The following is a 25,630-nucleotide window of genomic DNA, read 5'->3' on the forward strand; positions in this document are numbered from 1 at the left end:
GTCCTCCCCCCCCCCCCCCCATCCCTCCCCCCCCTTCTCCCCCCCCTCCCCCCCCCCCGCCCCCCCCCCCCCCCCCCCCCCCCCCCCCCCCCTCGTCCGTCCGCAGGGTGGAGCCGGGCGCAGAGTCTGGAAAGATGGGCCGCGACGATGACGTCGCCCCCAGGTCAGGGCCAGCACATATCGCACACCCCGCACATCACAAGGAGCGGACAGATGCCCATCGCAACCCCCGAGGTCTACAACGAGATGCTCGACCGGGCGAAGGCAGGCAAGTTCGCCTACCCGGCCATCAACGTGACCTCGACCCAGACCCTGCACGCTGCCCTGCGCGGCTTCGCGGAGGCCGAGAGCGACGGCATCATCCAGATCTCCACCGGCGGTGCCGAGTTCCTGGGTGGCCAGTACAACAAGGACATGGTCACCGGCGCGGTCGCCCTGGCCGAGTTCGCCCACGTCGTCGCCGCCAAGTACGGCATCACCGTCGCGCTGCACACGGACCACTGCCCCAAGGACAAGCTGGACGGCTACGTACGTCCGCTCCTGGAGGTCTCGGCCGAGCGTGTCGCCAAGGGCCTGAACCCGCTCTTCCAGTCGCACATGTGGGACGGCTCCGCCGAGACCCTCGCGGACAACCTGGCCATCGGCCAGGAGCTGCTCGCCAAGGCCGCCGCCGCCAAGATCATCCTTGAGGTCGAGATCACCCCGACCGGCGGCGAGGAGGACGGCGTCAGCCACGAGATCAACGACGAGCTGTACACGACCGTCGACGACGCGCTGCGCACCGCCGAGGCCCTGGGCCTGGGCGAGAAGGGCCGCTACCTGCTGGCCGCCTCCTTCGGCAACGTCCACGGCGTCTACAAGCCGGGCAACGTCGTACTGCGTCCGGAGCTCCTCAAGGACCTCCAGGAGGGCGTCGCCGAGAAGTACGGCAACGCCTCCCCGTTCGACTTCGTCTTCCACGGCGGCTCCGGCTCCACCGAGCAGGAGATCGCGACCGCCCTTGAGAACGGCGTCGTGAAGATGAACCTGGACACCGACACCCAGTACGCCTTCACGCGCCCGGTCGCGGACCACATGTTCCGCAACTACGACGGCGTCCTGAAGGTCGACGGCGAGGTCGGCAAGAAGTCGACGTACGACCCGCGCACCTGGGGCAAGCTCGGCGAGGCGTCGATGGCCAAGCGCGTCACCGAGGCGTGCGCCAACCTGCGCTCCACCGGCACGAAGCTGAAGTAGCCCTTCGCTCTCCTTCGCTGTACGGGCCCGGTACCCCTTCCAGGGGGTGCCGGGCCCGGTGCGTTCGGCGAGAGTGGAACGCATGAGCGTACGGATGGGCACGGCGGCGGGCCGGTGGGTGCTGTTCACGACCGTGCTCGGGTCCGGGATGGCGATGCTCGACTCGACCGTCGTCAACGTGGCCCTGCCGCGCATCGGGGCGGACCTGGACGCCGACATGGCCGTCCTCCAGTGGACCGTCAACGCGTACATGCTCACGCTCGCCGGGCTGATCCTGCTCGGCGGGGCGCTGGGCGACCGCTACGGACGCCGCAAGGTCTTCGTCTTCGGCGTCGTCTGGTTCGCCGCCGGGTCGCTGCTGTGCGGCGTCGCGCCCGACGCGGGCGTACTGATCATCGCCCGCGCCCTCCAGGGCATCGGCGGCGCGCTCCTCACCCCCGGCTCGCTCGCCCTCATCCAGGCGAGCTTCCACCCCGACGACCGGGCCGCGGCGGTGGGCGTCTGGTCCGGGCTCGGCGGGGTCGGGGCGGCCGTCGGGCCGTTCCTGGGCGGCTGGCTGGTGGACGGCCCCGGCTGGCGCTGGGTCTTCCTGCTGAACGTCCCGCTCGCCGCGCTGTGCGTCCCCGTGGCGCTGCGGCACGTACCGGAGTCCAAGGACACGCGCGTGCACACGGCCCGGTTCGATGTGACGGGGGCGGTGCTCGGGGCGCTGGCGCTCGCACTGGTGACGTACGCGCTGATCGAGGCGCCCGGGCAGGGAGCGTCGCCGCTGGTCCTCGGCGCGGCGGCGGCGGGGGTTGGGCTGGGGGCCGCCTTCGTCCACCTGGAACGCCGCCTCCCCGACCCCATGCTGCCGCCGGAGATCTTCGCGTCGCGCCAGTTCACGGCGGTGAACCTGGTGACGGTGTGCGTGTACGCGGCGTTCGGCGGCTTCTTCTTCCTGGCGGCGCTCCAGCTCCAGGTGGTGGCGGGGTACTCGGCCCTCGGCGCCGGGGCGGCCCTGCTCCCGACCACGGTCCTGATGCTCCTGCTCTCGGCCCGCTCGGGCGCACTGGGCGAGCGCATCGGCCCGCGCGTGCCGCTGACCGTGGGGCCGCTGCTGTGCGCGGCCGGGATGCTGCTGATGCTGCGGGTGGGGGTGGGCGCGTCCTACGTACGTGACGTGCTCCCCGCGGTCGTCGTCCTCGGCCTGGGCATGGTCACCCTGGTCGCCCCCCTCACCGCGACCGTCCTCGCGTCGGTGGACGCGGGGCGGGCGGGGCTGGCGAGCGGCATCAACAACGCGGCGGCGCGGGCGGCGGGGCTGATCGCGGTGGCCGCGCTGCCGCTGATCGCGGGCATGTCCCCCTCGGCCTACCGCTCTGCGGCCGAGTTCGGCTCGACGTTCCGGCGGGCGATGCCGGTGTGTGCGGGGGTGCTGGTGCTGGGTTCGGTCGTGGCGTACGCGACGGTCCGCCGTCCGGCGGCGGGGGTGTGTCATCCGGAGTGCCGGGTGTCTTGCGGGGTGTCGGGGCCGCCGCTGGAACGCGACCGGGGGGTTTGACCCCGCCCCGCCCGTTCCCGCTGTGACATTTGCGGCTCCGCCCGCGTGGACTCCGGGGGCGGGCGGGGAGGGGCCGAACCCCCGGCGGCAGGCGGACGCGGCAGACTGGGGGCATGTCCATTCACGAGAACCTGCTCGGCGGCCCCGCCCCGACGCACCTGCCCGACGACCCCGAACCGCGCGACCTGCTCGCGCAGGGCACCGCCCCCGCCGACGTCGCCGCCAAGTACCCCACGTCCTCCCTCGCCTGGGCCCAGCTCGCGGACGACGCGTTCGACGCGGGCCGCACGGTCGAGTCGTACGCGTACGCCCGCACCGGCTACCACCGCGGCCTCGACTCGCTGCGCCGTGCCGGCTGGAAGGGTCACGGCCCGGTGCCGTGGGAGCACGAGCCCAACCGCGGCTTCCTGCGCGCCCTGCACGCGCTGGCCCGCGCCGCCCAAGCCATCGGCGAGCAGGCCGAGTTCGAGCGCTGCACCACGTTCCTGCGGGACTCCTCGCCGCTCGCGGCCGACACGCTGGGCTGACCTGCGCGGATTCGTACCGTCCGGACAACTCCCGTACGGACGGTACGATCGCACGCACCATCGATTACAGGACAACCGAAGAATCGAACGGATCGCATCCGGCGCTGGCGCACGAGGCCCCACACCTCTCCCCCCAACTCCAGCCGTGACAAGGGGAGAAGTCTGTCTTGGGCAAGCGAGCAGCCCGCAGCGGAGACCGTCGTGGCCGTGGCCACACCCGACCCCGTAGCCGTGGCAGACGCTCGGCCCGGCGCCACCCGCGCGCCCTCCTCCTCGTAGGCTGCCTCCTCGGCCTCGCCCTCATCTGCGGCGCCGCACTCGCCGAGTGGCCCGGCAAGGACGCCGGCGTCCCCGAGCCGGGGTACGCCGCCGAGACCCCCCTCGGCTCCCGCGCCCCCCTCCCGGCCGCTCCGCCGCCGAAGCCCCCGAAGGACGAGGACAAAGACAAGAAGGGCGACGCGTCGGGGAAGAAGAAGGGCGCCGACGTCCCCGCCTCCGGCCCCGGCACCTTCACCCCCGCCGGCTCCTCCGGTTCCCCCGTCGGCACCGGTGGCCCGCTGCGCCGCTACAAGGTGCTCGTCGAGGACGGTGTCGACGTCTCGCCGCGCCAGGCCGCCACCGAGGTCCAGGCGATACTCGCCCACCCCCGCAGCTGGGCCGCGCACGGACGTGGCCGGTTCCAGCTGGTCTCCGGCGGCGACAGCGCCGACGTGACCATAAAGATCGCCACCCCGGCCACCACGGACCGGCTCTGCGCGGTCAACGGCGACACCCACGGCGAGCTGAACTGCGAGGTCGCGGGCGGGGTCGTGGTCAACCTCAAGCGCTGGGTGCAGGGCTCGCCGCAGTACGACGGGCCGCCCGCCGAGTACCGGCACCTGATCATCAACCACGAGATCGGCCACATGATCGGCTTCCGCCAGCACATGGCCTGCCCGGGCGAGGGCGAGGCGGCGCCGGTGATGATGCAGCAGATCAAGGGCCTGAAGGGCTGCAGGTCCAACGCGTGGCCGTACACCAAGGGCGGCGCGTTCGTGGAGGGCCCGGCCGTGCCGTAGAGGCGTCCTCCGTGCCCTGACGAGGGTGGGCCGGGCGTGCTTATGATGCGGGTGGGGACCGGGGCTCCGATGCCGATGAAGGAAGGGGCGGACCGCTACCCGGACACGTCGAGGAGACAGCGATGTCATCAAAGATGTCCGAACCGGTCGAAACCGCCGGAGCCGCCCACACCGGCGGAGCCACCGCCCCCGGAGCCACCGCCGGATCCACCGACCCGGCCGACGCCCCCAATCTGGACTTCGCGGGCACGACGCCGTACGAGGACTACGTCCAGGCGGACGTCCTCACCCACCTCCAGCACCTGCGCTCGGACGACCCCGGCGAGATGGTCTTCCTGGTCACCACCCAGGTCATGGAGCTGTGGTTCACGGTGATCGTCCACGAGTGGGAGACCGCCACGCGCGCGTTGCGCGAGGACCGGGTGCCCGTGGCCGTGGACGCGCTCAAGCGCTCCGTACGCGAGCTGGAGGCGCTCAACGCGTCCTGGACGCCGCTCGCGCAGCTGACCCCGGCGCAGTTCAACTCCTACCGCGCGGCCCTCGGCGAGGGTTCCGGCTTCCAGTCCGCGATGTACCGCCGGATGGAGTTCCTGCTCGGCGACAAGTCGGCGTCCATGCTGGTGCCGCACCGCGGCTCGCCGCGCGTGCACGCCGAGCTGGAGAAGGCGCTCCAGGAGCCGAGCCTGTACGACGAGGTGCTCGCGCTGCTCGCGCGCCGCGGGTACGCCGTCCCGGCCGCGGTCCTCGGCCGCGACCTCTCCCAGCGGTACGAGCCCTCGCCCGAGGTCGAGGCGGTCTGGGCGGATCTTTACGCCGGGGACCAGAACGGGGAACTCGTGCGCCTGGGCGAGTCGTTGACCGATGTGGGCGAGCTGGTGTGGCGCTGGCGCAACGACCATCTGGTGGCGACGAGGAGAGCGATGGGCGCGAAGACCGGCACGGGCGGTTCGGCGGGCGTGGCCTGGCTGGAGAAGCGCGCCGCGAAGAACGTGTTCCCCGAGCTGTGGACGGCGCGCAGCCATGTCTGAGGCACTGGCCGGCAAGGCCGCGGCGCTGGATGCCGCAGACGAACTCGCCAAGCACCGCGAGCTGTTCGCACTCGACGACGCCACCGTCTACCTCGACGGCAACTCGCTGGGCGCGCTGCCGCGCCACGTCGCGGCGCGCATGCAGGAGGTCATCGCCCACGAGTGGGGTGAGCTGCGCATCCGCTCATGGGACGAGAGCGGCTGGTGGACGGCGCCGGAGCGGATCGGCGACCGCATAGCGCCGCTGGTCGGCGCCGCGCCCGGCCGGATCGTGGTGGGCGACTCCACGAGTGTGAACGTCTTCAAGGCGCTGGTCGCGGCGGTGCGCCTGGCGCCCTCCGACCGTGACGAGATCCTGGTCGACGAGTCCACGTTCCCGACGGACGGGTACGTGGCGGGGTCCGCGGCGCGGATGACGGGCCGTCGGCTGCGCCCGGTCGCCCCGGGCGAGATGGCCGCGGCCGTCGGCCCGCGTACGGCGGCGATCCTGGTCAACCACGTCGACTACCGCACGGGCCGGCTGCACGACCTGCCCGGCATCACCGCGGCCGCGCATGCGGCGGGGGCGCTCACGGTCTGGGACCTGTGCCACAGCGCCGGCGCGCTGCCGGTGGGCCTCGACGCGCACGGGGTGGACTTCGCGGTGGGCTGCACCTACAAGTACCTGAACGGCGGCCCGGGTTCGCCGGCGTACCTGTACGTACGGGGCGACCACCAACCGTCCTTCGACTCCCCCCTCCCCGGCTGGAACTCGCACGAGGACCCCTTCGGGATGCGTACGGAGTACGTGCCGGGGGCCGGTGCGGTGCGGGGCCGGGTGGGCACGCCGGACATCCTGTCCATGCTGGCCCTGGAGTCGGCCCTCGACGTCTGGACGGGCGTCACGATCGACTCCGTCCGGGCGAAGTCGCTGGCGCTGACGGACTTCTTCCTGGAATGCGTGTCGGCGTACGTGGCGCCGGGTCTTGTCGAGTCGGTGACGCCGGCCGCGCACGCTTCGCGGGGGAGTCAGGTCGCGCTGCGGTGCGAGGAAGCGGGATCGGTGATGCGCGCGCTCATCGCGGCGGGGGTCGTGGGCGACTACCGCCGCCCCGATGTCCTTCGTTTTGGCTTCACGCCGCTGTACGTGAGCTTCGGGGATGCGGAGAGGGCGGCGCGGGCGCTGTCGACGGCGCTGGGTTAGCCCCCCCACCCCGCCCCTTCCCTTAAGCCCTCAGCCGGGCGGCTGGGTGGGGGTGAGGCTTGCTTGCGGGGGCTCCCCCCGGACCCCGTTCGTCTGCGGGTTCGATGGGGGCTGGTCGCGCAGTTCCTCGCGCCCCTAAAGGCAGGCAGAGGGGGCGCGGGGAACATTTCAGCCCTTCCGGCGTTTGCGGAGCGGGGGGCAGGGAGCGAAGCTCCCGCCCTTCAGGGGCGCGGGGAACTGCGCGACCGGCCACAGACGACCCGCAGACGAACGGGTCCGGGGCGGAGCCCCGAGCGGGGGGTACCGGGGCAGAGCCCCGTAAGCGGGGTGCAGGGGCCGCAGGCCCCGCAAGGGGTGCAGGGGGCGGAGCCCCCGCCTCGGGGGGCCGGGGGCGTAGCCCCCGGGAGAGCCATCTCCACCCCCGCCCACCCCCGGAGGGTTTCGGGAAGGGGTGAGGTGGGGGATCCCCGGCCGGAGCCAACCGCAGCCCCCCACCGCGTCCACCCCCACCGCGCCCCCCACCGCGTCCACCCTCCCCCACCGCGTCCCCCCCTACCGCCCCCCAACATCGCTGATAGCGTCCGCCAGCGACCCACTGAGAGGTGACCCATGCACGACCCCGCCGCCCGGGACGCCGCCGAGGCCGCCTCGGCGTTCTCGCATCTGCCCGTCGCCCCCGACAGCACCGCCCCGTACGGCCCCCACCCCGACCAGGTCGTCGACTTCTACGCGCCCAGGGGGGAGGGCAACGGCGCCCCGCTCGTCGTCGCCCTCCACGGCGGCGCCTGGCGCGAGCGGTACGACCGGGCGCATCTCACCCCGTTCGTGGACTTCCTCGCCCGCCGCGGGTTCGCCGTCGCCAACGTCGAGTACCGGCGGGGCGGCCTGCTGCCACGGCAGGGCGGCGGCGTCGAGGGCGGCGGCCCCGTCGCCGGACGCTGGCCGGACACGTTCGACGACGTGGCCGCCGCCCTCGACGCCCTCCCCGCCCTCGCCCGCACGCACCTGCCCGCCGCCGACCTCCGCCGTACCGTCCTCACCGGGCACTCCGCCGGCGGCCACCTCGCCCTGTGGGCCGCGGCCCGCCACGTACTGCCGCCCGACTCCCCCTGGCACACCCCCGCCGCCGCCTTCCTCCGCGGCGTCGTCGCCCTCGCCCCCATCGCCGACTTCACCACGGCGGTGGCGTTGGACGTCTGCGACGGCGCGGTCGTCCAACTCCTGGGGGGACAAGGGCAGTTGAGCGCCCGCGCCCTCCTCTCCGACCCCGCTGCCCTCCTCCCCACCGGCGTCGCCACCACCCTCGTCCAGGGCCGGGACGACATCGTCGTGCCGCAGGCCGTGGCCGAGGCGTACGTAGACGCAGCCGCCAACGCGGGCGAGACCGTCGGGTTCACCCTTCTCGACGGCGTCGGCCACTTCCCCCTCATCGACCCCGCCGCCGACGCCTGCGCGGTCGTCGCCGAGGAGATCGCCCAGCTGGCGTACTAGGGACCGCCGCCGTAGTACCTGAGGCGGACCCCGCCGGATCCGTATCGCAGGGGACGCCCCGGCCACCCGCCCCCGCCTACCGTGGGCACGTGACCGAGACCATCAGCCCCACGCCGCCGGGGAGCACGCCGGGCAACGGCGGGCGCAGCCCCGAGTTCCTGCTCGCCATGGACGCGTTCGGCGGGCTCCGCCGGGACCTGTTCCGGGACGCCTTCGCCTACCGGCCGCTGCCACCGATACGTACGGACGGACCGCTCACCCGCCATCTGCCCGGCCGGCTGCGCGCGTACGCCGCCTGGAGCCCGCACGCGGCCGTGCTCTTCGTGGCGTTCTGCGCCGCGATGATCATGTACACGGACGGGAGTCCGGGCGGGGGCCCGTACGTGCTCGTGTGGGCGGCGATGGGCCTGATCGTCGGGGTGCCCGTCGCGATGACCCTGATACGGCCGGTCGGCGCCTGGTGGCTGATGTGCGCGAGCACGGTGTTCCTGGGCGTGCTCAGCCCGGGTCGCCTCGGCTTCTCCAGCTGGCCGTGGCCGGCGGGCGCGTTCCTCGCGCAGCTCGCCGTGATGGTGGTGGTGGCGCTGCGCACCCGGCCCAGGACCGCCGTGTGGATGTGGGTCCTCACACTGGCGCTCGGCACGGTGATGCAGTTCCCCGGCCGCGGCGAAGGCGGTACGGACGACAGGGCGATGGCCGTCACGTCCGCGATCCTGCTCCTGATCGCCGTCGTCGTGAACGTCCGCCGGGACGCGGAGCGGAAGATCACCGTCCAGCAGTCGGTCACCGCCGTCGAACGCGACAAGCGGACCGTGCTCGAAGAGCGCACCACCATCGCGCGCGAGCTGCACGACGTGGTCGCGCACCACATGTCGGTGGTCGCCATCCAGGCCGAGGCGGCCCCGTACCGCGTGGAGAACCCGCCGCCGGAGCTGACGCAGGCGTTCGCGACGATCCGCGAGAACGCGGTGGCCGCGCTGACGGAACTGCGCCGCGTGCTCGGTGTCGTACGCGCGGAGGACTACGAGGCGCCGGACGCCCCCCAGCCCACCCTCGCCGACCTCGACCGGCTGCTGGCGAACGTACGCGACGCGGGGCTCGACGTGACCAAGGCGGTCACGGGCGCGGTGCGCGAACTCCCGCAGGGCGTCGAGCTGTCGGCGTACCGCATCATCCAGGAGGCCCTCAGCAACGCCCTGCGCCACGCGCCGGGCGCGGCCGCGCGGGTGGAGGTCGGCTATGTGCTGGGCGGGGTGGGTCTGCGCGTGGTCAACGGCCCGCCGACGGGCACGGCCGCGGCGTCGCCCGGCAGCGGCCACGGGATCACGGGGATGCGGGAGCGGGTGGCGATGCTGGGCGGCGAGATGACGGCGGGTGAGGTGGAGGACGGCGGTGGTTACGAGGTGACGGTCTTCATCCCGGTGACGGAGGAGGGACCGAAGGCATGAGTACGAATGCGAGTACGGACATCCGCGTCCTGATCGTCGACGACCAGATGATGGTCCGCGAGGGCTTCTCGGTCCTGCTCAACGCCCAGCGCGACATCGAGGTGGTCGGCGAGGCGGTCGACGGCCGGGAGGCGGTCGCCAAGGTCCGCGAACTCCGCCCCGACGTGGTCCTGATGGACATCCGGATGCCCGAGATGAACGGCATCGAGGCGACGCGGGAGATCGTGGCGGCGGACACGGAGGCGAGGGTGCTGGTGCTGACCACCTTCGACCTGGACGAGTACGTGTACCAGGCGCTGCGGGCCGGGGCGTCGGGGTTCCTCCTGAAGGACGCGTCCGCGCGTCAACTCGCGGAGGGCGTACGGGTGGTGGCCTCCGGCGACGCGCTCCTCGCCCCGTCGGTGACGCGCCGCCTGATCACGGAGTTCGCCCGTTCGACGCCGGTGCGGCGGGGGGTGCCGGGAGCGGTCGAGGTCGAGGAACTGACCGACCGCGAAACGGAGGTCCTGATCCTGATAGCCCAGGGCCTCTCCAACGCGGAGATCGCGGACCGGTTGGTGGTGGCGGAGTCGACGATCAAGACGCATGTGAGCCGGGTGCTGGTGAAACTGGGCCTGCGGGACCGCACGCAGGCGGCGGTGTACGCGTACGAATCCCGCCTGATAACCCCGTCCTAGCCCCCACCCCGCCCGTTCCCCTGAACCCTCCGGGGGTGGGTGGGGGTGGAGGAAGGAGGGGTCCCAGGGACTCCGCCCCTGGACCCCTGGGCGGGGCTCCGCCCCCTGCACCCCTGACACCCCCTGCACCCCCTGCACCCCCTGCACCCCCTGACACCCCCTGACACCCCCTGACACCCCCTGACACCCCCTGACACCCCCTGCACCCCTGGCGCCCCTTGCACCCCCGACACCCCCTGCACCCCTGGCGCCCCTTGCACCCCTGGCGCCCCTGGAGGGGCGGGAGCTTCGCTCCCTGCCCCCGGCTCCTCAAGCGCCGGAGGGGCTGAAATGTGGCCGGGCCCCCTTCTGCCTGCTTTTAGGGGCGCGGGGAACTGCGCGACCAGCCTCCACCCACCCGCAGACAAACGGCGTCGGGGCCGCAGGCCCCGCTCAGGGGTCTGGGGGCGGAGCCCCCAGCAAGCAAGCCTCAACCCCCACCCGGCCGCCCGCCCAGGGCTTAAGGGAACGGGCGGGGTGGGGAAAGAAACCCCATGGACACCTCCACCCCCTTCCAGCCCACCTCCACCCCCTTCATCGCCAACCCCTACCCCGCCTACGCAGAACTCCGCCGCACCGGCCGCACCCACCACCACCCCCGCACCGACCAGTGGCTGGTGCCCCACCACGCCGACGTCTCCGCCCTCCTCCGCGACCGCCGCCTCGGCCGCACCTACCTGCACCGCTTCACCCACGAGGAGTTCGGCCGCACACCCCCACCCCCCGCGCACGAGCCGTTCTACACCCTCAATGACCAGGGGATTCTCGACCTGGAGGGCCCCGATCACACCCGCATCCGGCGGCTTGTGGCCAAGGCGTTCACCCCGAGGCGCGTCGAAGAGCTGGGCCCGGTCATCGAGCGGATCGCCCACCGCCTCGTCGGCGACTTCGTCGCGGCCGGCGGCGGGGACCTGCTCGCCGACGTCGCCGAGCCCCTCCCCGTCGCCGTGATCGCGGAGATGCTCGGCATCCCCGAAGCCGACCGGCATCTGCTGCGGCCCTGGTCGGCCGACATCTGCGGGATGTACGAGCTGAACCCCACCGAGGACACCGCCACCCGCGCGGTCCGGGCGTCCATGGAGTTCACCTCCTACCTACGGGAGTTGATCCGCGAGCGGCGCCGCTCCCCCGCCCCCGACCTCATCTCCGCGCTCATCGCCGTCCACGACGGTGACGGCACCCGCCTCACCGAGCAGGAGATGATCTCCACCTGTGTCCTGCTCCTCAACGCGGGCCACGAGGCCACCGTCAACACCACGGCCAACGGGTGGTGGACGCTCTTCCGCCACCCCGAGCAGCTGGCCCTGCTGCGCGCCGAGCCCGGTCTGCTGCCCGGTGCCATCGAGGAACTGCTGCGCTACGACACCCCGTTGCAGCTCTTCGAGCGGTGGGTGCTCGACGACATCGAGGTCGGGGGGACGGAAATCCCCCGTGGGTCGGAGGTCGCGCTGCTCTTCGGGTCCGCCAACCGGGACCCGGCCGTGTTCGCGGACCCGGACACCTTCGACGTACGCCGTCCTGCCGCCGCCAACCGGCACGTCAGCTTCGGCGCGGGCATCCACTACTGCCTCGGCGCCCCCCTCGCCCGCCTCGAACTGGCCGCCTCGTTCGGCCTGTTGATGCGCGAGGCCCCGCGCATGCGGCTGCTCACCGAGCCGCGGTGGAAGCCGGGGTACGTGATCCGGGGCCTCGAAGCGCTCGAAGTGGAGGTCTAGGACACGTTCGGGCGCCGCAGCGCCAGGCCGTCCAGCACCACCTCAAGCCCGTACGCGAACTTGCCGTCGCGCAGCCCGGCCGGGTCCTGGACCTGCACGGTCGCGTACGCCTCGGCCAGGTGCTCGTGGTCGGCCGCGGCCTGCTGGGCGGCGGGCATGAGGCGGGCGATGAAGTCCGCCTCGGACTCGCCGGAGCGGGCGACCGTGGTGAGCCACGCCGCCTCCGTGGTGCTCATCCCGATCACGTACGACAGGACGGTCTCGATCGCGCGTTCCGGCTCGGGGAACCCGGCGCCCGCGAAGAGGGCGGCGAGCCGCTCGGAGAACGACATCAGGTTGGGGCCCAGATAGGCGAGGCCCGCCTGGCCGAGGACCGAGGCCAGCCAGCGGTGGCGCAGGGCCGTCGCGCGGAAGGACTGGGCGGCCTCGGTGGTGGCGGCCCGCCAGTCGGGGCTGTCGGCGGGGGGTACGGCGATCTCCCCGAACACCTCGTCCACCGCGAGCTCCATCAGCTCGTCCTTGGTGGCGACGTGCCGGTAGAGGGAGGTCGCGCCCGCGTTCAGCCGGGCGCCGAGCTTGCGCATGCTGAGCGCCTCGATGCCGTCGGTGTCCAGCATCACGACCGCTTCGCGGACGATCGCGGCCCGGCTGAGCGCGGGCTGGTCGGGCTCGCGCTGCCGACGGGCCCAGACGGACGGGATCGGGTTCGCGCTCTTGGCGGCCATGACACTCCTTCGCTTCGCGGTGCGTGCGGGCATGTGCGCGTGCGTGCGTACGACGTTCGCATTTAGCGTACAGGCATTGACGGTTGCGCACGCTGTGCGTATCTGCGTACAGTGTGCGCATCGACGGAACGATGTGCGCAGCCGAGAGGAAGAACCCCATGGAGACCCGCAACCCACGCCGCTGGTGGATCCTGATCGTGCTGTGCCTCAGCTCGCTGGTGCTGGTGATCGACAGCATGGCGCTGACCGTGGCGGTGCCGTCGATGACGGAGGACCTCGGCGCGAGCGCCCAGGACACCCAGTGGATCCTCGACTCCTACATCCTGGTGTTCGCGGGCCTGCTGCTCACCTCCGGCAGCCTCGGCGACCGGTTCGGCCGCCGGAAGGTGATGATCATCGGCCTGCTGCTCTTCGGGGCGGCGTCGCTGGCGGCGGTGTTCTGCACCAACCCGGGCGAAGTCATCGCCGTACGGGTCGCGATGGGCGTCGGCGGGGCGCTGATCATGCCCTCGACGCTGTCGATCCTCATCACCGTCTTCGACGAGGAGGAGCGCGGCAAGGCGATGGCGGCGTGGGGTTCTGTGTCGATGCTCGGCCTGGTCGGAAGCCCGGTGCTCGGCGGCGTACTGATCGACCACTTCTCCTGGCACTCGATCTTCTTCATCAACATCCCGGTCGTGGCGCTGGCCATCCTGGCGGGCCTGGTCCTGATGCCCGAGTCGAAGGCGCCGTGGCAGAAGCCGGACCCGCTGGGCGCGGTGCTGTCGGCGGCCGGGATGACCGCGCTGATCTGGTGGATCATCGAGATCCCGCAGCACGGCGCGTTCGGCGGTCGCTCGCTGGTCACCCTGGCGGTCGCGGTAGTCGCCCTCACCGGGTTCGTGGTCTGGGAGAACGTCACCTCCGCGCCGATGGTGCCGCTGGTCCTGTTCAAGCACCGCAACTTCAGCGGCGGTTCGGTGTCGTTGGCGCTCGTCCAGATCGGTACGGGCGGGTTGCTGCTCGTCCTCACCCAGTACCTCCAGTTCGTCCTCGGCTACTCGCCGGTCAAGGCGGGCCTGGCGTTCGTGCCGCTGGCGGTCACGGCGCTGGCCGGCAACACGGCGGGTGCGTCGCTCGCCGCGAGGATCGGCAACCGCTGGCTGATCGTGGCCGGGATGCTGACGATGGCCTCGTCCTTCGCGCTGCTGACCACCGTCACCGCGTCCTCCGGCTTCACCGTCCCGGCGATCGCCCTCGGCCTGCTCGGCCTCGGCGCGGGCCTGGCGATGCCGGCGGCGGTAGGCGCCCTGATGGGCACGATCCCGGCGGACAAGGCGGGTGTGGGGTCGGCCCTCAACGACACGATCCAGCAGGCCGGTACGGCGCTGGGCATCGCGATCCTCGGCTCGATGCTGTCGAGCGGGTTCGCGGCGGAGATGCCGGTGGATGCGCCGGAGTCCGCTCGGCACTCGATCGCGGGCGCGCTGTCGACGGCGGGCGGTGACCCGTCCCTGGTTCGGACGGCCCACGAGGCCTTCACGACGTCGATGTCGACGACTTTCGCGGTCAGCGCGGTCGGTGTCCTGGCGGCGGCGGTTCTGGCGGCGCTGGTGATGCGGGACCCGAAGCGGGCGCCTGCGGTGCAGGCGGAGCTGGTGGCTTGAGGGGTCGGGTGTGGGTGGCGGAGGCCGGTACCCCGGGCGGGGGCTACCGGCCTCCGCCGTCCCCGGCCCCCGGGGCTCGGCCTCGAGGCGGGGTGCAGGGGCCGCAGGCCCCGCAACAAGGGGGTGCAAGGGCGTAGCCCCGCCCGGGGTCCGGGGGCCGCAGGTCCCGCAACAGGGGGCTGGGGGCGCAGCCCTCGGGAAACGAGTCTCAGCCCCCGCCCGCCCCCGGAGGGTTCAGGTGACGGGCGGGGTGGGGGAGGGCAGCGTCAGGGTCCACGTCCCCGCCGTCCACGTCCGGCTCCGCACCGGCCCCGCCACCACCTGCCCCGCCCGGTACCGAAAACCGTCCCCCGACACGGAAACCGTCACGGCCCGCGCCCGCGCCCGCACCACCAACGCCCCCGCGTGCGGCTGGACCACCACGTGCGCGACCCCGTCCCCGGACGCGAGCGACACGCCCGCGACCGGGCGGTCCAGGTCGGACAGGAGCACCCCGTCCGCCTCCACCCGCAACCGGTGCGCGACGGCCGCCGCGACGGGCGTGGGCACGGGCGCCCGCACCAGGGTGCGTACGAGCGAGCGGCACGTACCCCAGACGGTAGGGGCGGAAGGCCGCACCGGCGGTGGAGCCGCCGGGATGCAGAGGCCGCCGAGGACGACGTCCCCGCTGTCGTCGACCAGCAGGTCGAGCCGGCGCGGGGCCCCGTCGAGGACGGCTCGCGCCGCCGCCACCGCGCCCATCGGCACCCCCAGTGACCTGGCAAGTTCCACGAGAGGGGCCGTGCCCACGGGCACCAGCGCCAGGGCCGGGCCCAGGACATCACGTTCCCGCTGCAACAACGTCACAGTACGTAGCAGCACCCGGTCGTCACCCACCACCACCAGCCGCCGCCCACCCCGCCGGGCGAGGGCCCGCGAGAACTCCTCCACCCCCTCCGGCCAGCATATTTTCGCCTGCGCACCCGCGCACAGCACATCTTTCGCGATCCGTACGGACTCGCCGTCGATACGGCGGGCGACCGGGTCGATGACCACCAGTAGCTGGTCGGCAGCCGACACTTCGGTCCTTCCTCGGGTAGCATCTTTATGCAAGAGCCCCTTGCGCTATTGCGCCAGGGGCTTCGTCTATTCCGGGGCACACCGGTCTGGCGGCTTCGGCCCACTGACCTTGGACATGCCCCGCCCGGAAGGGGTGTACGCCTGTGCCCGCACTTGTGCTGCTCGGTGCTCAGTGGGGTGACGAAGGCAAGGGAAAGGCCACCGACCTGCTCGGTGGATCCGTTGACTATGTAGTGCGCTACCAGGGCGGCAACAACGCCGGCCACACGGTCGTCGTCGGCGACCAGAAGTACGCGCTGCATCTTCTCCCTTCCGGGATCCTCTCGCCGGGGTGTACCCCGGTCATCGGCAACGGAGTCGTCGTCGACCCGGCGGTCCTGCTCTCCGAGCTGAGCGGGCTGAACGAGCGCGGCGTCGACACGTCCAAGCTGCTCATCAGCGGTAACGCTCACCTGATCACGCCGTACAACGTCACGCTCGACAAGGTGACGGAACGGTTCCTCGGCTCCCGCAAGATCGGCACCACCGGTCGCGGCATCGGCCCGACCTACGCGGACAAGATCAACCGCGTCGGCATCCGCGTCCAGGACCTGTACGACGAGTCGATCCTTGAGCAGAAGGTCGAGGCGGCGCTGGAGTCGAAGAACCAGCTGCTGGCCAAGGTCTTCAACCGCCGCGCGATCGAGGCGGAGAAGATCGTCGAGGAGATGCTCCAGTACGCGGAGCAGATCCGGCCGTTCGTCGCGGACACCACGCTGATCCTCAACGACGCGATCGACGAGGGCAAGGTCGTCCTCTTCGAGGGCGGCCAGGGCACGCTCCTCGACGTCGACCACGGCACGTACCCCTTCGTGACCTCGTCGAACCCGACTGCGGGCGGCGCCTGCACGGGTGCGGGCGTGGGCCCCACGAAGATCAGCCGCGTCATCGGCATCCTCAAGGCGTACACGACGCGCGTCGGCGCGGGCCCGTTCCCGACCGAGCTGTTCGACAAGGACGGCGAGGACCTGCGCCGCATCGGCGGCGAGCGCGGTGTCACCACCGGTCGCGACCGCCGCTGCGGCTGGTTCGACGCGGTGATCGCCCGTTACGCGACCCGGGTCAACGGTCTGACGGACTTCTTCCTCACCAAGCTCGACGTCCTGACCGGCTGGGAGCAGATCCCGGTCTGCGTGGCGTACGAGATCGACGGCAAGCGCGTCGAGGAGCTCCCGTACTCCCAGACCGACTTCCACCACGCGAAGCCGATCTACGAGATGCTGCCGGGCTGGTCCGAGGACATCACCAAGGCCCAGACCTTCTCCGACCTGCCGAAGAACGCGCAGGCGTACGTGAAGGCGCTGGAGGAGATGTCGGGCGCGCCGATCTCCGCGATCGGCGTCGGCCCCGGCCGGACCGAGACGATCGAGATCAACTCGTTCCTGTAGGCGCGAAGTTCGGTTGTGGTGGCGGGGCCGCCGGGATGCACTCCCGACGGCCCCGCCGTCATGTGGTCGTCAGGTGACGGACCGGACGACGAACCAGGCGGCGACGAGGGCGAGCAGAGCGAGGGCGACGAGCAGGGTGCCTGTGCGACGCCGGCGCCCGTGCGAACTCCGCGCCTGCTCCCGGGGGCGCTTGAGGGCCCACGTCGAGGGCTCGCTCGCGCTCGCGGGCGCCGGGGGCGGCGGATCGGGACGGTAGCCGTCCTCGGGGACGGGCGGCAGGTACTGCCGCCGGTGACCGCGAGGCAGACCCGCCTCCCGCAACACCTCCGCGTGCCGGGCGACTTGAGCCAGCACCTCGCGCGGTAACCAGGAGTGCCCCGGGCCGCCGTTCGTCGCCAGGTGGCCGGCGATCTGCTCCGGCGTCGGCCGCCGCGCCGGATCCTTGTGCAGGCACGCCCGTACGACGGGCAGCAGCGGCGCCGGAACGCCCACCAGGTCCGGCTCCTCGTGCGCGATGCGGAACATCAGCTCCCCGAGGCCGCCGTCGGGCCGGCCGAAGGCCATCCGCCCGGTGGCCGCGTACGCCAGCACCGCGCCCAGGCAGAACACGTCCCCGGCCGGGGTGACCGGCTCGCCGCGCAGCTGCTCGGGCGACATGAAGCCCGGGGACCCGACGATCACCCCGGTGTCCGCCGACGCGCCCAGCGCGCCCGTGAGCCCGAAGTCGATGACGCGCGGCCCGTCCACGGCGAGCAGGACGTGGGACGGCTTCAGATCGCGGTGGACCAGCCCCACACCGTGGATGTCGGACAGCGCCAGCGCGAGCCGGTCGGCGAGCACGAGCAGCGACGGCTCCGGCAGCGGCCCGAAGTCCCGGTCCACGACGTCCCGGAGGCTCGGGCCGGGCACGTACGCCGTCGCGACCCACGGGATCTCGGCTGTCGCGTCCGCGTCGAGGACGCGGGCGGTCCATTCGCTGTCCACCTGCCGCGCGGCCGTCAACTCCTGGGCGAACCGCGCGCGGAACTCGTTCCCGTGCGCGTACTCCTCCCGTACGACCTTGACCGCAGCCGCACGCCCGCCCGGCGACCGGGCCAGATAGACCCGCCCCGTTCCCCCGGCCCCGAGTCTGCCGAGCAGCCGGAACGGGCCGATGTGTGAGGGATCCCCCGCAACCAGCTCACCCATGACGGGATGCATGACGGGATCGTGGCACAGCGGGGGCGGGTGCGGCAGGTGATCGGCGGGGTCGGCGGCCGGGCGCTTCGCGGGCCGCAGGCCGTATCGCGGGGGCCAAGTGATCGTTCGCCAGGCGTGATCACCCGTCAGCTGCTCCTCTGCCTCGGCGTGACCGTGGCACTGAACCCGCTCGGCGCGCAGCTGTACGCGGGCGCCGGGCAGTGCCCGGTGGGCCCCGTCCCGCCGAGGGCCGCCGCGCCCGCACCCGCCGCCCCTCACGTGGTGCGGCCGGGGGCCCGCCGCGAGCGCCCCGGCGCCGGGGCAGTCGCGCCCCCGGCCGACATCGGCGTACCGACGTCCCGCCCGCGCCCGCCGGAACCGGTGCGGCCGCCGGTGGTGCCGACCGTGGTGCCGACGGTGGTGCCGACGGTGCCGGTGCCGCAGCCCGCCGCGAAGGCCCGCGCACACCCGAGCCCCCACCGGCTCGTACACCCCTACCGCTCCACCGCGCTGACGCGCCCCGCCCCGGCCGGGTTCTCCACGGTCACGATGATGCTCGTCGTCACCACCCCCGCCGTCCTGGCCGCCGCAGTCCTCCGCCCCCGATCCCGTTCCGGAGCCCGCCCGTGTCGCAATGGCTAGTCCTCGTCGCCGCGATGGCGCTCGTCAGCGCCGTCGTCCTCACCGCCACCGTCCTGCGCCACCGCCGCGTGGCCGACGCCGAGGACCCCAGTGAGACGCCCGACGTCATCGAGTACATGGTGATGATGGTCGGCGTCGTGTACGCCATCGTGCTCGGTCTCGCGATCGCGGGCGTGTGGGAGGCCCGGGGGGCGGCCGAGGATTCAGTGCAGCGCGAGGCCCAGGCGCTGTACGAGGTCGGCCAGCGGGTCGACGTGTACCCGCCCGCCGTGCGCGACCGCATCCGGGGCGAGATCGGCGCGTACGCCGCCCACACCGTGTCGGCGGAGTGGCCCCAGCTCGTCCAGGGTCAGGAGCCGTCGCCGGAAGGGGCCGCACTGCTCGCGGCCGTACGCACCGACGTCACCCACCGCGCGCCCGCCAACGACCTCCAGGCGCAGGCCTATCAGCCACTGCTCGACCAGATCGCCACCGCCGACGACGCCCGGCACACACGGATCGACAGCGCCGGGTCCACGCTGCCGGGGGTCGTCTGGTTCGGCCTTGTCGCCGGGGCCGTGGTGACCATCGGGCTGATCTTCACGCTCCAGATCCGGCGATCGGCAAGGGAGTTGCTGCTCGCAGGGATCTTCAGCGGGCTGATCGCCTTCCTGCTGTTCCTGGTCTGGAGCTTCGACGCGCCGTTCGGCAGGTCGGGTACGGAGTCGGCGGACCCGTTCCGCGAACTCGCCCCGACCACGACCGCCGCTCAGGCGGCCCAGCCGACGAACTGAGTCCAGGCGGTCGGGGCGACCTCGAAGGTGGGGCCGTCTGCGATCTTGCTGTCCCGGACGTGGACGGCGTGGGGGCAGGTGGCTACCTCTACGCAGTCGCCGCCGCTGCTGTTGCTGTAGCTGGACTTGTGCCAGTCGAAGGCGACCTCGACGCACTCGCCGCCGCTTGGGTTGCTATAGCTGGACTTGAACCACTGGAGCGTGGTGCTCATTGATGATCTCCCGCCAACTGCCGGATTAGGCCCAGCGATTCGCGAGGACCCAGGGCCTGTGCTCGGATCTTCGCATAGCGCTGGGCATACGTGCTCGCCTTTGTCGGGTCGGAGATCAGCAAGCCTTCCTCCTGGGGTTCCAGGTAGACAAGGTGGTCGTGTTCCGGCGTCTCCACCAGCGTCATCTCGCCGTACGCACCTGCCTGCTCGCCACTTAGCCCGCAGTCGAGCGGCAGCACCTGGAGCGTCACATTGCGCCTCTGGGCGCACTCCGCGAGGTGCAGCAACTGATCGCGCATGATCTCGGGGCTGCCGATGGTCCGCCGTAGGACCGACTCCTCCAGCATCACCTCGACCAGCGCGGTGGGCTCCCGGTCGAACAGCACCTTCCGCGCCATCCTCGCCTCGACCAGCTCCTCCACCCTCGCCTCCGGCAGGGGAGGATACCCGCCCCCGATCAGCGCCCGCGCGTACGCCTCGGTCTGGAACAGCCCGTGGATGACGAACGTGGAGTACAGCCGCAGCACCACCGCCTCCTGCTCAAGCAGCGAGTAGCTCTGGAACTGCACCGGATACTTCTCCAGGCGCATGTACTTCCGCGCACCCTCGAAGATCCCCATGCCCTCCCCGAGCACCTCCTCCAGTTTCACCAGCATCTCGTCGCTCGCGGGCTGGGCGAGGGTTTCCATGGCGCTCACCGCCGCGCCGGAGAAACCCAGTTCCGCGCCCAGTTGCTCCTGCGTCCACCCCCTCCGCAGACGCAACGTGCGCGCCAGTTCGGCGACCATCCGGGCCACCGGACCTGCCGTTTCCTTGTTCTCCGCTCGTGCCATTTTCGACCACCGATTTCGACTCAACCGGACTCAACCGGTCTCAACTCAGCCCCGCCGAATTCGACTGCATACAAGGGGAGTTCGAGCAGGTCAACGCATGCGCGACGCCCTCGGTGCGGTCATGGAAAACGCTAGCGGGCCGGGGCGAAGCTGTCTTCGTGGATACACGAAACCGTCTGGTAAACCTCGATTCCGTCCCGGACTGGATTCCGTTTTCCGGGTTCCACCTCAGAAAAGCGGGAGTGCAATTCGACGCCGTACGGGTGGACGGTGACGCCGGGCGGCGGATCGCGGACGCGTTGGAGCAGATGACGGGCGGCGACCCCGGCCCGATCGTCGCGGAGGCGAACGGAAGGCGCGGGGTGTACTTCCTGGTGGCCCCCCGCACCACGTCCCACCGCAGCTGGCCCCCGGGCGCGACCCGCTTCAACGCGGCCGCGGGGAGGATCAGTTACGTACCCGTACCGGCGCTGCGGGGCACGACCTGGCCCCTGTCGTGGCGCTGCCCACCGACGACGCCGGACCGCTTCGTCCACACCCTGCTGCTCTGCGCGGTCGCGCAGCGGGTGCTGGCCCCGGCGCCCGGAGAATGAGCACGGCGCCGCCCCCGGGTGGGGGCGGCGCCGTGTCGTTCACGCTGCGCAGGTCAGCAGCCGGGAGAGTTCCAGTTGCTGCCGCTCACTTGGCCGTCCGAGTAGTCGTGGTTCTGGGTGTCGCCGGTCATGTGGCAGCCCCGGGCGGTGTTGGTGATGTCCGCGCGGGCGTGGAACCACTTGTTGTCCGTCCAGGCGTTCCAGTGGCCGATCCAGACGTGAGGCGAGTCCACGACCGCGCCGTAGTTCTGGGCGGGGACGTTCGTCACGAACGTGATGTGGTAGCTGCCGTCCGGGTCGTAGACGGCCACGCCGATGTTGGCGTTGAACGGCTGCTGGTAGGGCGCGTAGCGCGCGAACGCGGCGTAGCAGCCCTGGTCGTAGAAGTGCTGAACGGTGCCGATGCGGGTGGTGGGGACGCGGTTGTCATAGAGGCGCTCCTGGTCGATCAGAACCAGGTTGCTCGATCGGCAACCGGTCTCGGCGTCGGCGCCCGCAGCGTGCGCGCCCGTCGTGCTCACGGCCGTCAGCGACAGCGCGGCCAGCGCGAGTCCGGTGGCGCGCTTGGACCTCGAACCGGCCCGCAGCCCAGGTACGTTCATGGGTTCTCCCCCTCGAATACGGCGATGTTGCCGCTGCTCAGGGGGACAGCCTGGCCGCTCGCCGCGCTGACGAACCCATTTCTCCCGTCCAAGGTTGTCCAAGGTCGTCCGAGCCCGTCCAGGGGTGATCGGAGGCGGGGGCCTACTGCGCCTCCGACAGCCTGTCGTAGACCACTTGCTCGCCGTTGTCGTCGTTCTGGCGGCGCAGGCGGCCGTCCGGGAGGACCGTGAGGGTGGTGGCCGCGCCCGGGGAGCAGGAGGTGGTCGGGCCGGACTCGACCGTGGAGGGGCCGAGCTTGAGCGGGGCGTCGGGGCTGGACGGGGTCGCGGTGAGGGGCGCGCGGAACACGCAGTGGTAGGTGCCGCCGCCGTCCAGCGGCCCGTCCGCCGTGAGGGTCATGACCTGGTCGCCGACCTTGCCGGGCTGGAGGACGAGGTGGCGGGTGCTGGACGCGCCCGCGTTGTCGATGGAGCCCGACCAGGTGCCGAGGTACTTCTGCGGGATGTCGCCGGGGGCGCTCGCGCTCGGGGAGGGCGAGGCGGAGGGGCTTTCACCGCTGTCCGAACCCGGCGTGGAGGACGGCGACGTGGAGGCCGACGGACTCGTCGCCGCCGTGTCCTTCTTCTTCGCCAGAGGGTGGTTCATGTACGCGTACACCGCGCCGCCCGCGCCGACCGCCACCACCAGCGCCACCGCGATCAGCGCGATCGTCGACTTGGCGCTGCGGCGCGGCGGCTCCTGCCCGTTGGGCGGGGGCGGGCCGTATCCGTAGGGGGGATTCGGGTGCGGGTAGCCGTACCCGGGGTGCTGGTACGGGTGCTGGTACGGCGACTGGTGCTGGGGCGGGTAGCTGTGGGCGGGGGCGGGTCCGCCGTTGACCCAGGGCGCGGGAGGAGGGGGCGTGGGTGCGGCGTACGGGGCGGCTGAGCCGGGGCGCGCCAGGTCGGTCGTCGCCGGGTCCGCCGGGCCCGCCCCGTTCGGGGAGATCATGGTCGGGGTCGGGTGGACGTCGGCGCTACCGGCCGCCGGAGGGCCCGGCGGGAGCGCGGGCATCGGCGGTGGGGCCGGGAGCGCGGGCCTCTGTGGCGGGACCGGGGTCTGGGCGGTGCCGCCCTCCGGGTTCTCCACGTCCAGCAACTGCACGGCATGGCTGCCGAGTTCGGCCACCAGGGGGCCCGGGAGCCATGGGCCCGTCGACGCGTCCTCGGGGCCCAGGCGCTCCAGGATCGCGGCGAGCGCGGGCCGGGACGCGGGGGTCTTGTGCAGACAGTCCCGTACGAGCTCGCGCAGCGACTCCGGCACCCCGTCGAGCTCCGGCGGCTCCTGTGCGATCCGGAACATCAGCGCGTGCACGCCGCTGTCGCTCCCGCCGAACGGCAGCTTCCCGCTCGACGCGTACGCGAGCACCGACCCGAGGCAGAAGACGTCGCACGCCGGCGTGATCCGGTCGCCGCGCACCTGCTCGGGCGCCATGAAGCCGGGCGAGCCCACCAGTGCGCCGGTACGGGTCAGGGCGCCGTCGACGACGGTCTCCAGGGCCCGGGCTATGCCGAAGTCGATGACGCGCGGCCCGTCGATGGTCACGAGAACGTTGGACGGCTTCAGATCGCGGTGGATCAGCCCGGCCGTGTGGATGTCCTGGAGCGCGTGGGTCAGGCCGCGCGCGAGGATGCGTACGGAACGCTCGGGCAGCGGGCCGTGGGCCCCCGAGACGACGGCCTGGAGGCTGGGCCCGGCCACGTATCCCGTGGCGACCCAGGGCACGGCGGCCTCGGTGTCCGCGTCGAGCACGGGCGCGGTCCAGTGGCCGCCGACGCGGCGGGCGGCCTGCACCTCCTGGCGGAACCTTCCCCGGAACTCCTCGCGCTCGGCGAGCTCCTGCCGTACGAGTTTGACCGCGACCGTGCGGCCCCGGTCGGAGCGGGCCAGATAGACCTGGCCCATGCCGCCTGCGCCGAGCCGCGCGAGCAGCCTGTACGCGCCGATCCGCTGCGGATCCCCGGCCCCCAGTTTCTCCATGGCGCCCGCCGCCTCCCCCCGCTCGAACGAGCCCCCTCGAACGGGCTCATCGGGGTGAGGATAGTGCGCGCGGGGCGGGCTTACCCCCGTCCGGCCCCTCCCCGCCCGTTACCTGAACCCTCCGGGGGTGGGGGACCCGACACCTTGCCGAGCCACGCGCGCCACTCCATACAACCTGGCTATCCCCACCCCCACCTGCCGCTCCTTACCCTGGCCCGATGACCCCACATGTCGAACCCGACCCCCGGGCCGGCGCGGCCGTGAAGGCCGCCGACCGTGCGCACGTGTTCCACTCCTGGTCCGCCCAGGGCCTGATCGACCCGCTCGCCGTCGCCGGCGCGGAGGGTTCGTACTTCTGGGACTACGACGGAAACCGCTACCTCGACTTCACCAGCGGCCTCGTCTTCACCAACATCGGCTACCAGCACCCGAAGGTCGTCGCGGCGATCCAGGAGCAGGCCGGGAAGCTCACCACGTTCGCGCCCGCCTTCGCCGTCGAGGCCCGCTCCGAGGCCGCACGCCTCATCGCCGAGCGGACCCCGGGCGACCTGGACAAGATCTTCTTCACCAACGGCGGCGCCGAGGCCGTCGAGAACGCCATCCGGCTGGCGCGCCTGCACACCGGCCGCCACAAGGTGCTGAGCGCGTACCGCTCGTACCACGGGGCCACCTCCACCGCGATCAACCTCACCGGGGACCCCCGCCGCTGGGCCTCCGACACCGGTTCCGCCGGTGTCGTCCGGTTCTGGGCGCCGTTCCTCTACCGGTCCGCCTTCTACTCGGCCACCGAAGCCGAGGAGTGCGCCCGCGCCCTCACCCACCTCGAAGACACCATCGCCTTCGAGGGGCCCGCCGGTATCGCCGCCATCATCCTGGAGACCGTCCCCGGCACCGCCGGCATCATGACCCCGCCCCCCGGCTACCTCGCGGGCGTACGCGAGATCTGCGACCGGTACGGGATCGTCCTCGTCCTGGACGAGGTCATGTCCGGGTTCGGGCGTACGGGCTCGTGGTTCGCCGCCGATCTGTACGGCGTCACCCCCGACCTCATGACCTTCGCCAAGGGCGTCAACTCCGGCTACGTCCCGCTCGGCGGCGTCGCCATCTCCGCCGAGATCGCCGCCACCTTCGACAAGCGGCCCTTCCCCGGCGGGCTCACCTACTCCGGGCACCCCCTCGCCTGCGCCGCCGCCGTCGCCACCATCAACGTCATGGAGGACGAGGGCATCGTCGGCCAGGCCGCCCACATCGGCTCCACCGTCCTGGAGCCGGGGCTGCGCGAGCTCGCCGCCCGCCACCCCTCCATCGGCGAGGTGCGCGGGACCGGGGTCTTCTGGGCGCTTGAGCTCGTGAAGAGCCGGGAGACGCGGGAGCCGCTCGTTCCGTACAACGCCTCCGGCGCCGACGCCGCGCCCATGGCCGCGTTCGGTGCCGCCTGCAAGAAGAACGGCCTCTGGCCCTTCATCAACATGAACCGCACGCATGTCGTCCCGCCCTGCAACATCACCGAGGCCGAGGCCAAGGAGGGCCTCGCGGTGCTGGACGAGGCGCTGTCGGTCGCGGACGAGTACACGGTCTGAGCCCCCCACCCCGCCCGTTCCCTAAACCCTCCGGGGGTGGGTGGGGTGGTCCCCCGGGGGCTACGCCCCCGGACTCCGTCGCGGGGCCTGCGGCCCCTGCACCCCGCTTCGGGGCCCGTGTTCTTCTGCGGGCTGTCGGTGGCTGGTCGCGCAGTTCCCCGCGCCCCTGAAGGGCAGGAGCTTCGCTCCTTGCCCCCTGGCTTCTCGCACGCCGGGGGCTGGCCCCCTTAGGGGCGCGGGGAACTGCGCGCTCAGCCGCCACCGGCTCGCAGACGAACCCCGGGCAAGAAGGGGCGCGGGGAACTGCGCGCTCAGCCCCCACCGGACCCGCAGAAAAACACGGGGGTCCGGGGCGAAGCCCCGAAGCGGGGTCTGGGGGCGCAGCCCCCGGCAA

The 25,630-nt window shown here is 72.4% G+C and carries 23 protein-coding genes; 16 read left to right on the forward strand and 7 right to left on the reverse strand.

The window, feature by feature from the left end:
* The first annotated feature begins 213 nt into the window (after positions 1-213).
* The 10 genes from fbaA (at position 214) to ACZ499_RS01980 (ending at position 11,945) form a co-directional block, all read left to right on the forward strand.
* A complete protein-coding gene (fbaA, locus tag ACZ499_RS01935) occupies positions 214-1,236 on the forward strand; it encodes a class II fructose-bisphosphate aldolase (RefSeq protein WP_468671148.1) in 1,023 nt (340 codons plus the stop codon).
* Positions 1,237-1,318: 82 nt separating this feature from the next.
* The gene (locus ACZ499_RS01940; protein ID WP_468671149.1) at positions 1,319-2,779 is read left to right on the forward strand and encodes an MFS transporter; all 1,461 of its coding nucleotides are present in this window, start codon (positions 1,319-1,321) and stop codon (positions 2,777-2,779) included.
* Positions 2,780-2,892: 113 nt separating this feature from the next.
* Positions 2,893-3,306, forward strand: coding sequence for a DUF3151 domain-containing protein (locus ACZ499_RS01945; protein ID WP_190087910.1), 414 nt, complete (start codon positions 2,893-2,895; stop codon positions 3,304-3,306).
* 167 nt (positions 3,307-3,473) lie between these two features.
* Positions 3,474-4,364 carry a DUF3152 domain-containing protein gene (locus ACZ499_RS01950; protein ID WP_468671153.1) on the forward strand — a complete coding sequence of 297 codons (891 nt, stop codon included), beginning with the start codon at positions 3,474-3,476 and terminating at the stop codon, positions 4,362-4,364.
* A 122-nt stretch (positions 4,365-4,486) separates the two neighbouring features.
* Positions 4,487-5,392, forward strand: a complete 906-nt coding sequence (locus ACZ499_RS01955; protein ID WP_468671155.1) for a tryptophan 2,3-dioxygenase family protein — start codon at positions 4,487-4,489, stop codon at positions 5,390-5,392.
* Complete coding sequence (gene kynU, locus ACZ499_RS01960; RefSeq protein WP_468671159.1) at positions 5,385-6,575, forward strand: kynureninase; 1,191 nt, start codon at positions 5,385-5,387, stop codon at positions 6,573-6,575. The genes ACZ499_RS01955 and kynU overlap by 8 nt, the downstream gene beginning before the upstream one ends.
* A gap of 609 nt (positions 6,576-7,184) precedes the next feature.
* On the forward strand, positions 7,185-8,066 hold the full coding sequence (locus tag ACZ499_RS01965; protein WP_468671161.1) for an alpha/beta hydrolase: 882 nt from the start codon (positions 7,185-7,187) through the stop codon (positions 8,064-8,066).
* An 89-nt stretch (positions 8,067-8,155) separates the two neighbouring features.
* Entirely contained in the window at positions 8,156-9,514 is a 1,359-nt protein-coding gene (locus ACZ499_RS01970) for a sensor histidine kinase (RefSeq protein ID WP_468671162.1), read from the forward strand.
* On the forward strand, positions 9,511-10,191 hold the full coding sequence (locus tag ACZ499_RS01975) for a response regulator (protein WP_468671163.1): 681 nt from the start codon (positions 9,511-9,513) through the stop codon (positions 10,189-10,191). The genes ACZ499_RS01970 and ACZ499_RS01975 overlap by 4 nt, the downstream gene beginning before the upstream one ends.
* 533 nt (positions 10,192-10,724) lie before the next feature.
* Positions 10,725-11,945: a cytochrome P450 gene (locus ACZ499_RS01980; RefSeq protein ID WP_468671165.1), complete on the forward strand. Its 1,221-nt coding sequence runs from the start codon at positions 10,725-10,727 to the stop codon at positions 11,943-11,945.
* Here ACZ499_RS01980 and ACZ499_RS01985 read toward each other — a convergent pair.
* On the reverse strand, positions 11,942-12,670 hold the full coding sequence (locus tag ACZ499_RS01985) for a TetR/AcrR family transcriptional regulator C-terminal domain-containing protein (RefSeq protein ID WP_468671168.1): 729 nt from the start codon (positions 12,668-12,670) through the stop codon (positions 11,942-11,944). The genes ACZ499_RS01980 and ACZ499_RS01985 overlap by 4 nt on opposite strands.
* Before the next feature lie 158 nt (positions 12,671-12,828).
* Between ACZ499_RS01985 and ACZ499_RS01990 the strand changes: the two genes are divergently transcribed.
* Positions 12,829-14,316 (forward strand): MFS transporter, encoded by a 1,488-nt coding sequence (locus tag ACZ499_RS01990; protein WP_468671172.1) that lies wholly within the window; start codon positions 12,829-12,831, stop codon positions 14,314-14,316.
* A 234-nt stretch (positions 14,317-14,550) separates the two neighbouring features.
* Here the strand turns inward: ACZ499_RS01990 and ACZ499_RS01995 are convergent, their stop codons facing one another.
* The gene (locus ACZ499_RS01995; protein ID WP_468671174.1) at positions 14,551-15,375 is read right to left on the reverse strand and encodes a diacylglycerol kinase family protein; all 825 of its coding nucleotides are present in this window, start codon (positions 15,373-15,375) and stop codon (positions 14,551-14,553) included.
* A 143-nt stretch (positions 15,376-15,518) separates the two neighbouring features.
* Between ACZ499_RS01995 and ACZ499_RS02000 the strand changes: the two genes are divergently transcribed.
* A complete protein-coding gene (locus ACZ499_RS02000; protein WP_385548918.1) occupies positions 15,519-16,802 on the forward strand; it encodes an adenylosuccinate synthase in 1,284 nt (427 codons plus the stop codon).
* A 69-nt stretch (positions 16,803-16,871) separates the two neighbouring features.
* On the opposite strand, the gene ACZ499_RS02005 is transcribed toward ACZ499_RS02000, so the two are convergent.
* Positions 16,872-17,990, reverse strand: coding sequence for a serine/threonine-protein kinase (locus tag ACZ499_RS02005; RefSeq protein WP_468671176.1), 1,119 nt, complete (start codon positions 17,988-17,990; stop codon positions 16,872-16,874).
* A 126-nt stretch (positions 17,991-18,116) separates the two neighbouring features.
* Here ACZ499_RS02005 and ACZ499_RS02010 point away from each other — a divergent pair, with 126 nt between their 5' ends.
* Together ACZ499_RS02010 and ACZ499_RS02015 are read left to right on the forward strand one after the other, a co-directional pair.
* On the forward strand, positions 18,117-18,623 hold the full coding sequence (locus ACZ499_RS02010) for a hypothetical protein (RefSeq protein WP_468671178.1): 507 nt from the start codon (positions 18,117-18,119) through the stop codon (positions 18,621-18,623).
* Positions 18,608-19,396 (forward strand): bestrophin-like domain, encoded by a 789-nt coding sequence (locus ACZ499_RS02015; protein WP_468671180.1) that lies wholly within the window; start codon positions 18,608-18,610, stop codon positions 19,394-19,396. The genes ACZ499_RS02010 and ACZ499_RS02015 overlap by 16 nt, the downstream gene beginning before the upstream one ends.
* Here ACZ499_RS02015 and ACZ499_RS02020 read toward each other — a convergent pair.
* Entirely contained in the window at positions 19,372-19,608 is a 237-nt protein-coding gene (locus ACZ499_RS02020) for a DUF397 domain-containing protein (protein WP_468671182.1), read from the reverse strand. The genes ACZ499_RS02015 and ACZ499_RS02020 overlap by 25 nt on opposite strands.
* A complete protein-coding gene (locus ACZ499_RS02025) occupies positions 19,605-20,441 on the reverse strand; it encodes a helix-turn-helix domain-containing protein (RefSeq protein ID WP_468671185.1) in 837 nt (278 codons plus the stop codon). Before ACZ499_RS02025 ends, ACZ499_RS02020 begins: the two co-directional genes overlap by 4 nt.
* A gap of 158 nt (positions 20,442-20,599) precedes the next feature.
* Between ACZ499_RS02025 and ACZ499_RS02030 the strand changes: the two genes are divergently transcribed.
* The gene (locus tag ACZ499_RS02030; protein WP_468671187.1) at positions 20,600-21,034 is read left to right on the forward strand and encodes a hypothetical protein; all 435 of its coding nucleotides are present in this window, start codon (positions 20,600-20,602) and stop codon (positions 21,032-21,034) included.
* Between the two features lie 53 nt (positions 21,035-21,087).
* On the opposite strand, the gene ACZ499_RS02035 is transcribed toward ACZ499_RS02030, so the two are convergent.
* Both ACZ499_RS02035 and ACZ499_RS02040 read right to left on the reverse strand, forming a co-directional pair.
* Positions 21,088-21,636, reverse strand: a complete 549-nt coding sequence (locus tag ACZ499_RS02035; protein WP_468671188.1) for a hypothetical protein — start codon at positions 21,634-21,636, stop codon at positions 21,088-21,090.
* 142 nt (positions 21,637-21,778) lie between these two features.
* Positions 21,779-23,656 (reverse strand): serine/threonine-protein kinase, encoded by a 1,878-nt coding sequence (locus tag ACZ499_RS02040; RefSeq protein ID WP_468671190.1) that lies wholly within the window; start codon positions 23,654-23,656, stop codon positions 21,779-21,781.
* Between the two features lie 218 nt (positions 23,657-23,874).
* Here ACZ499_RS02040 and ACZ499_RS02045 point away from each other — a divergent pair, with 218 nt between their 5' ends.
* Positions 23,875-25,236, forward strand: coding sequence for an aminotransferase class III-fold pyridoxal phosphate-dependent enzyme (locus ACZ499_RS02045; RefSeq protein WP_468671192.1), 1,362 nt, complete (start codon positions 23,875-23,877; stop codon positions 25,234-25,236).
* Positions 25,237-25,630: the final 394 nt, after the last annotated feature.

This window comes from Streptomyces sp. NPDC031265, from assembly GCF_055570295.1.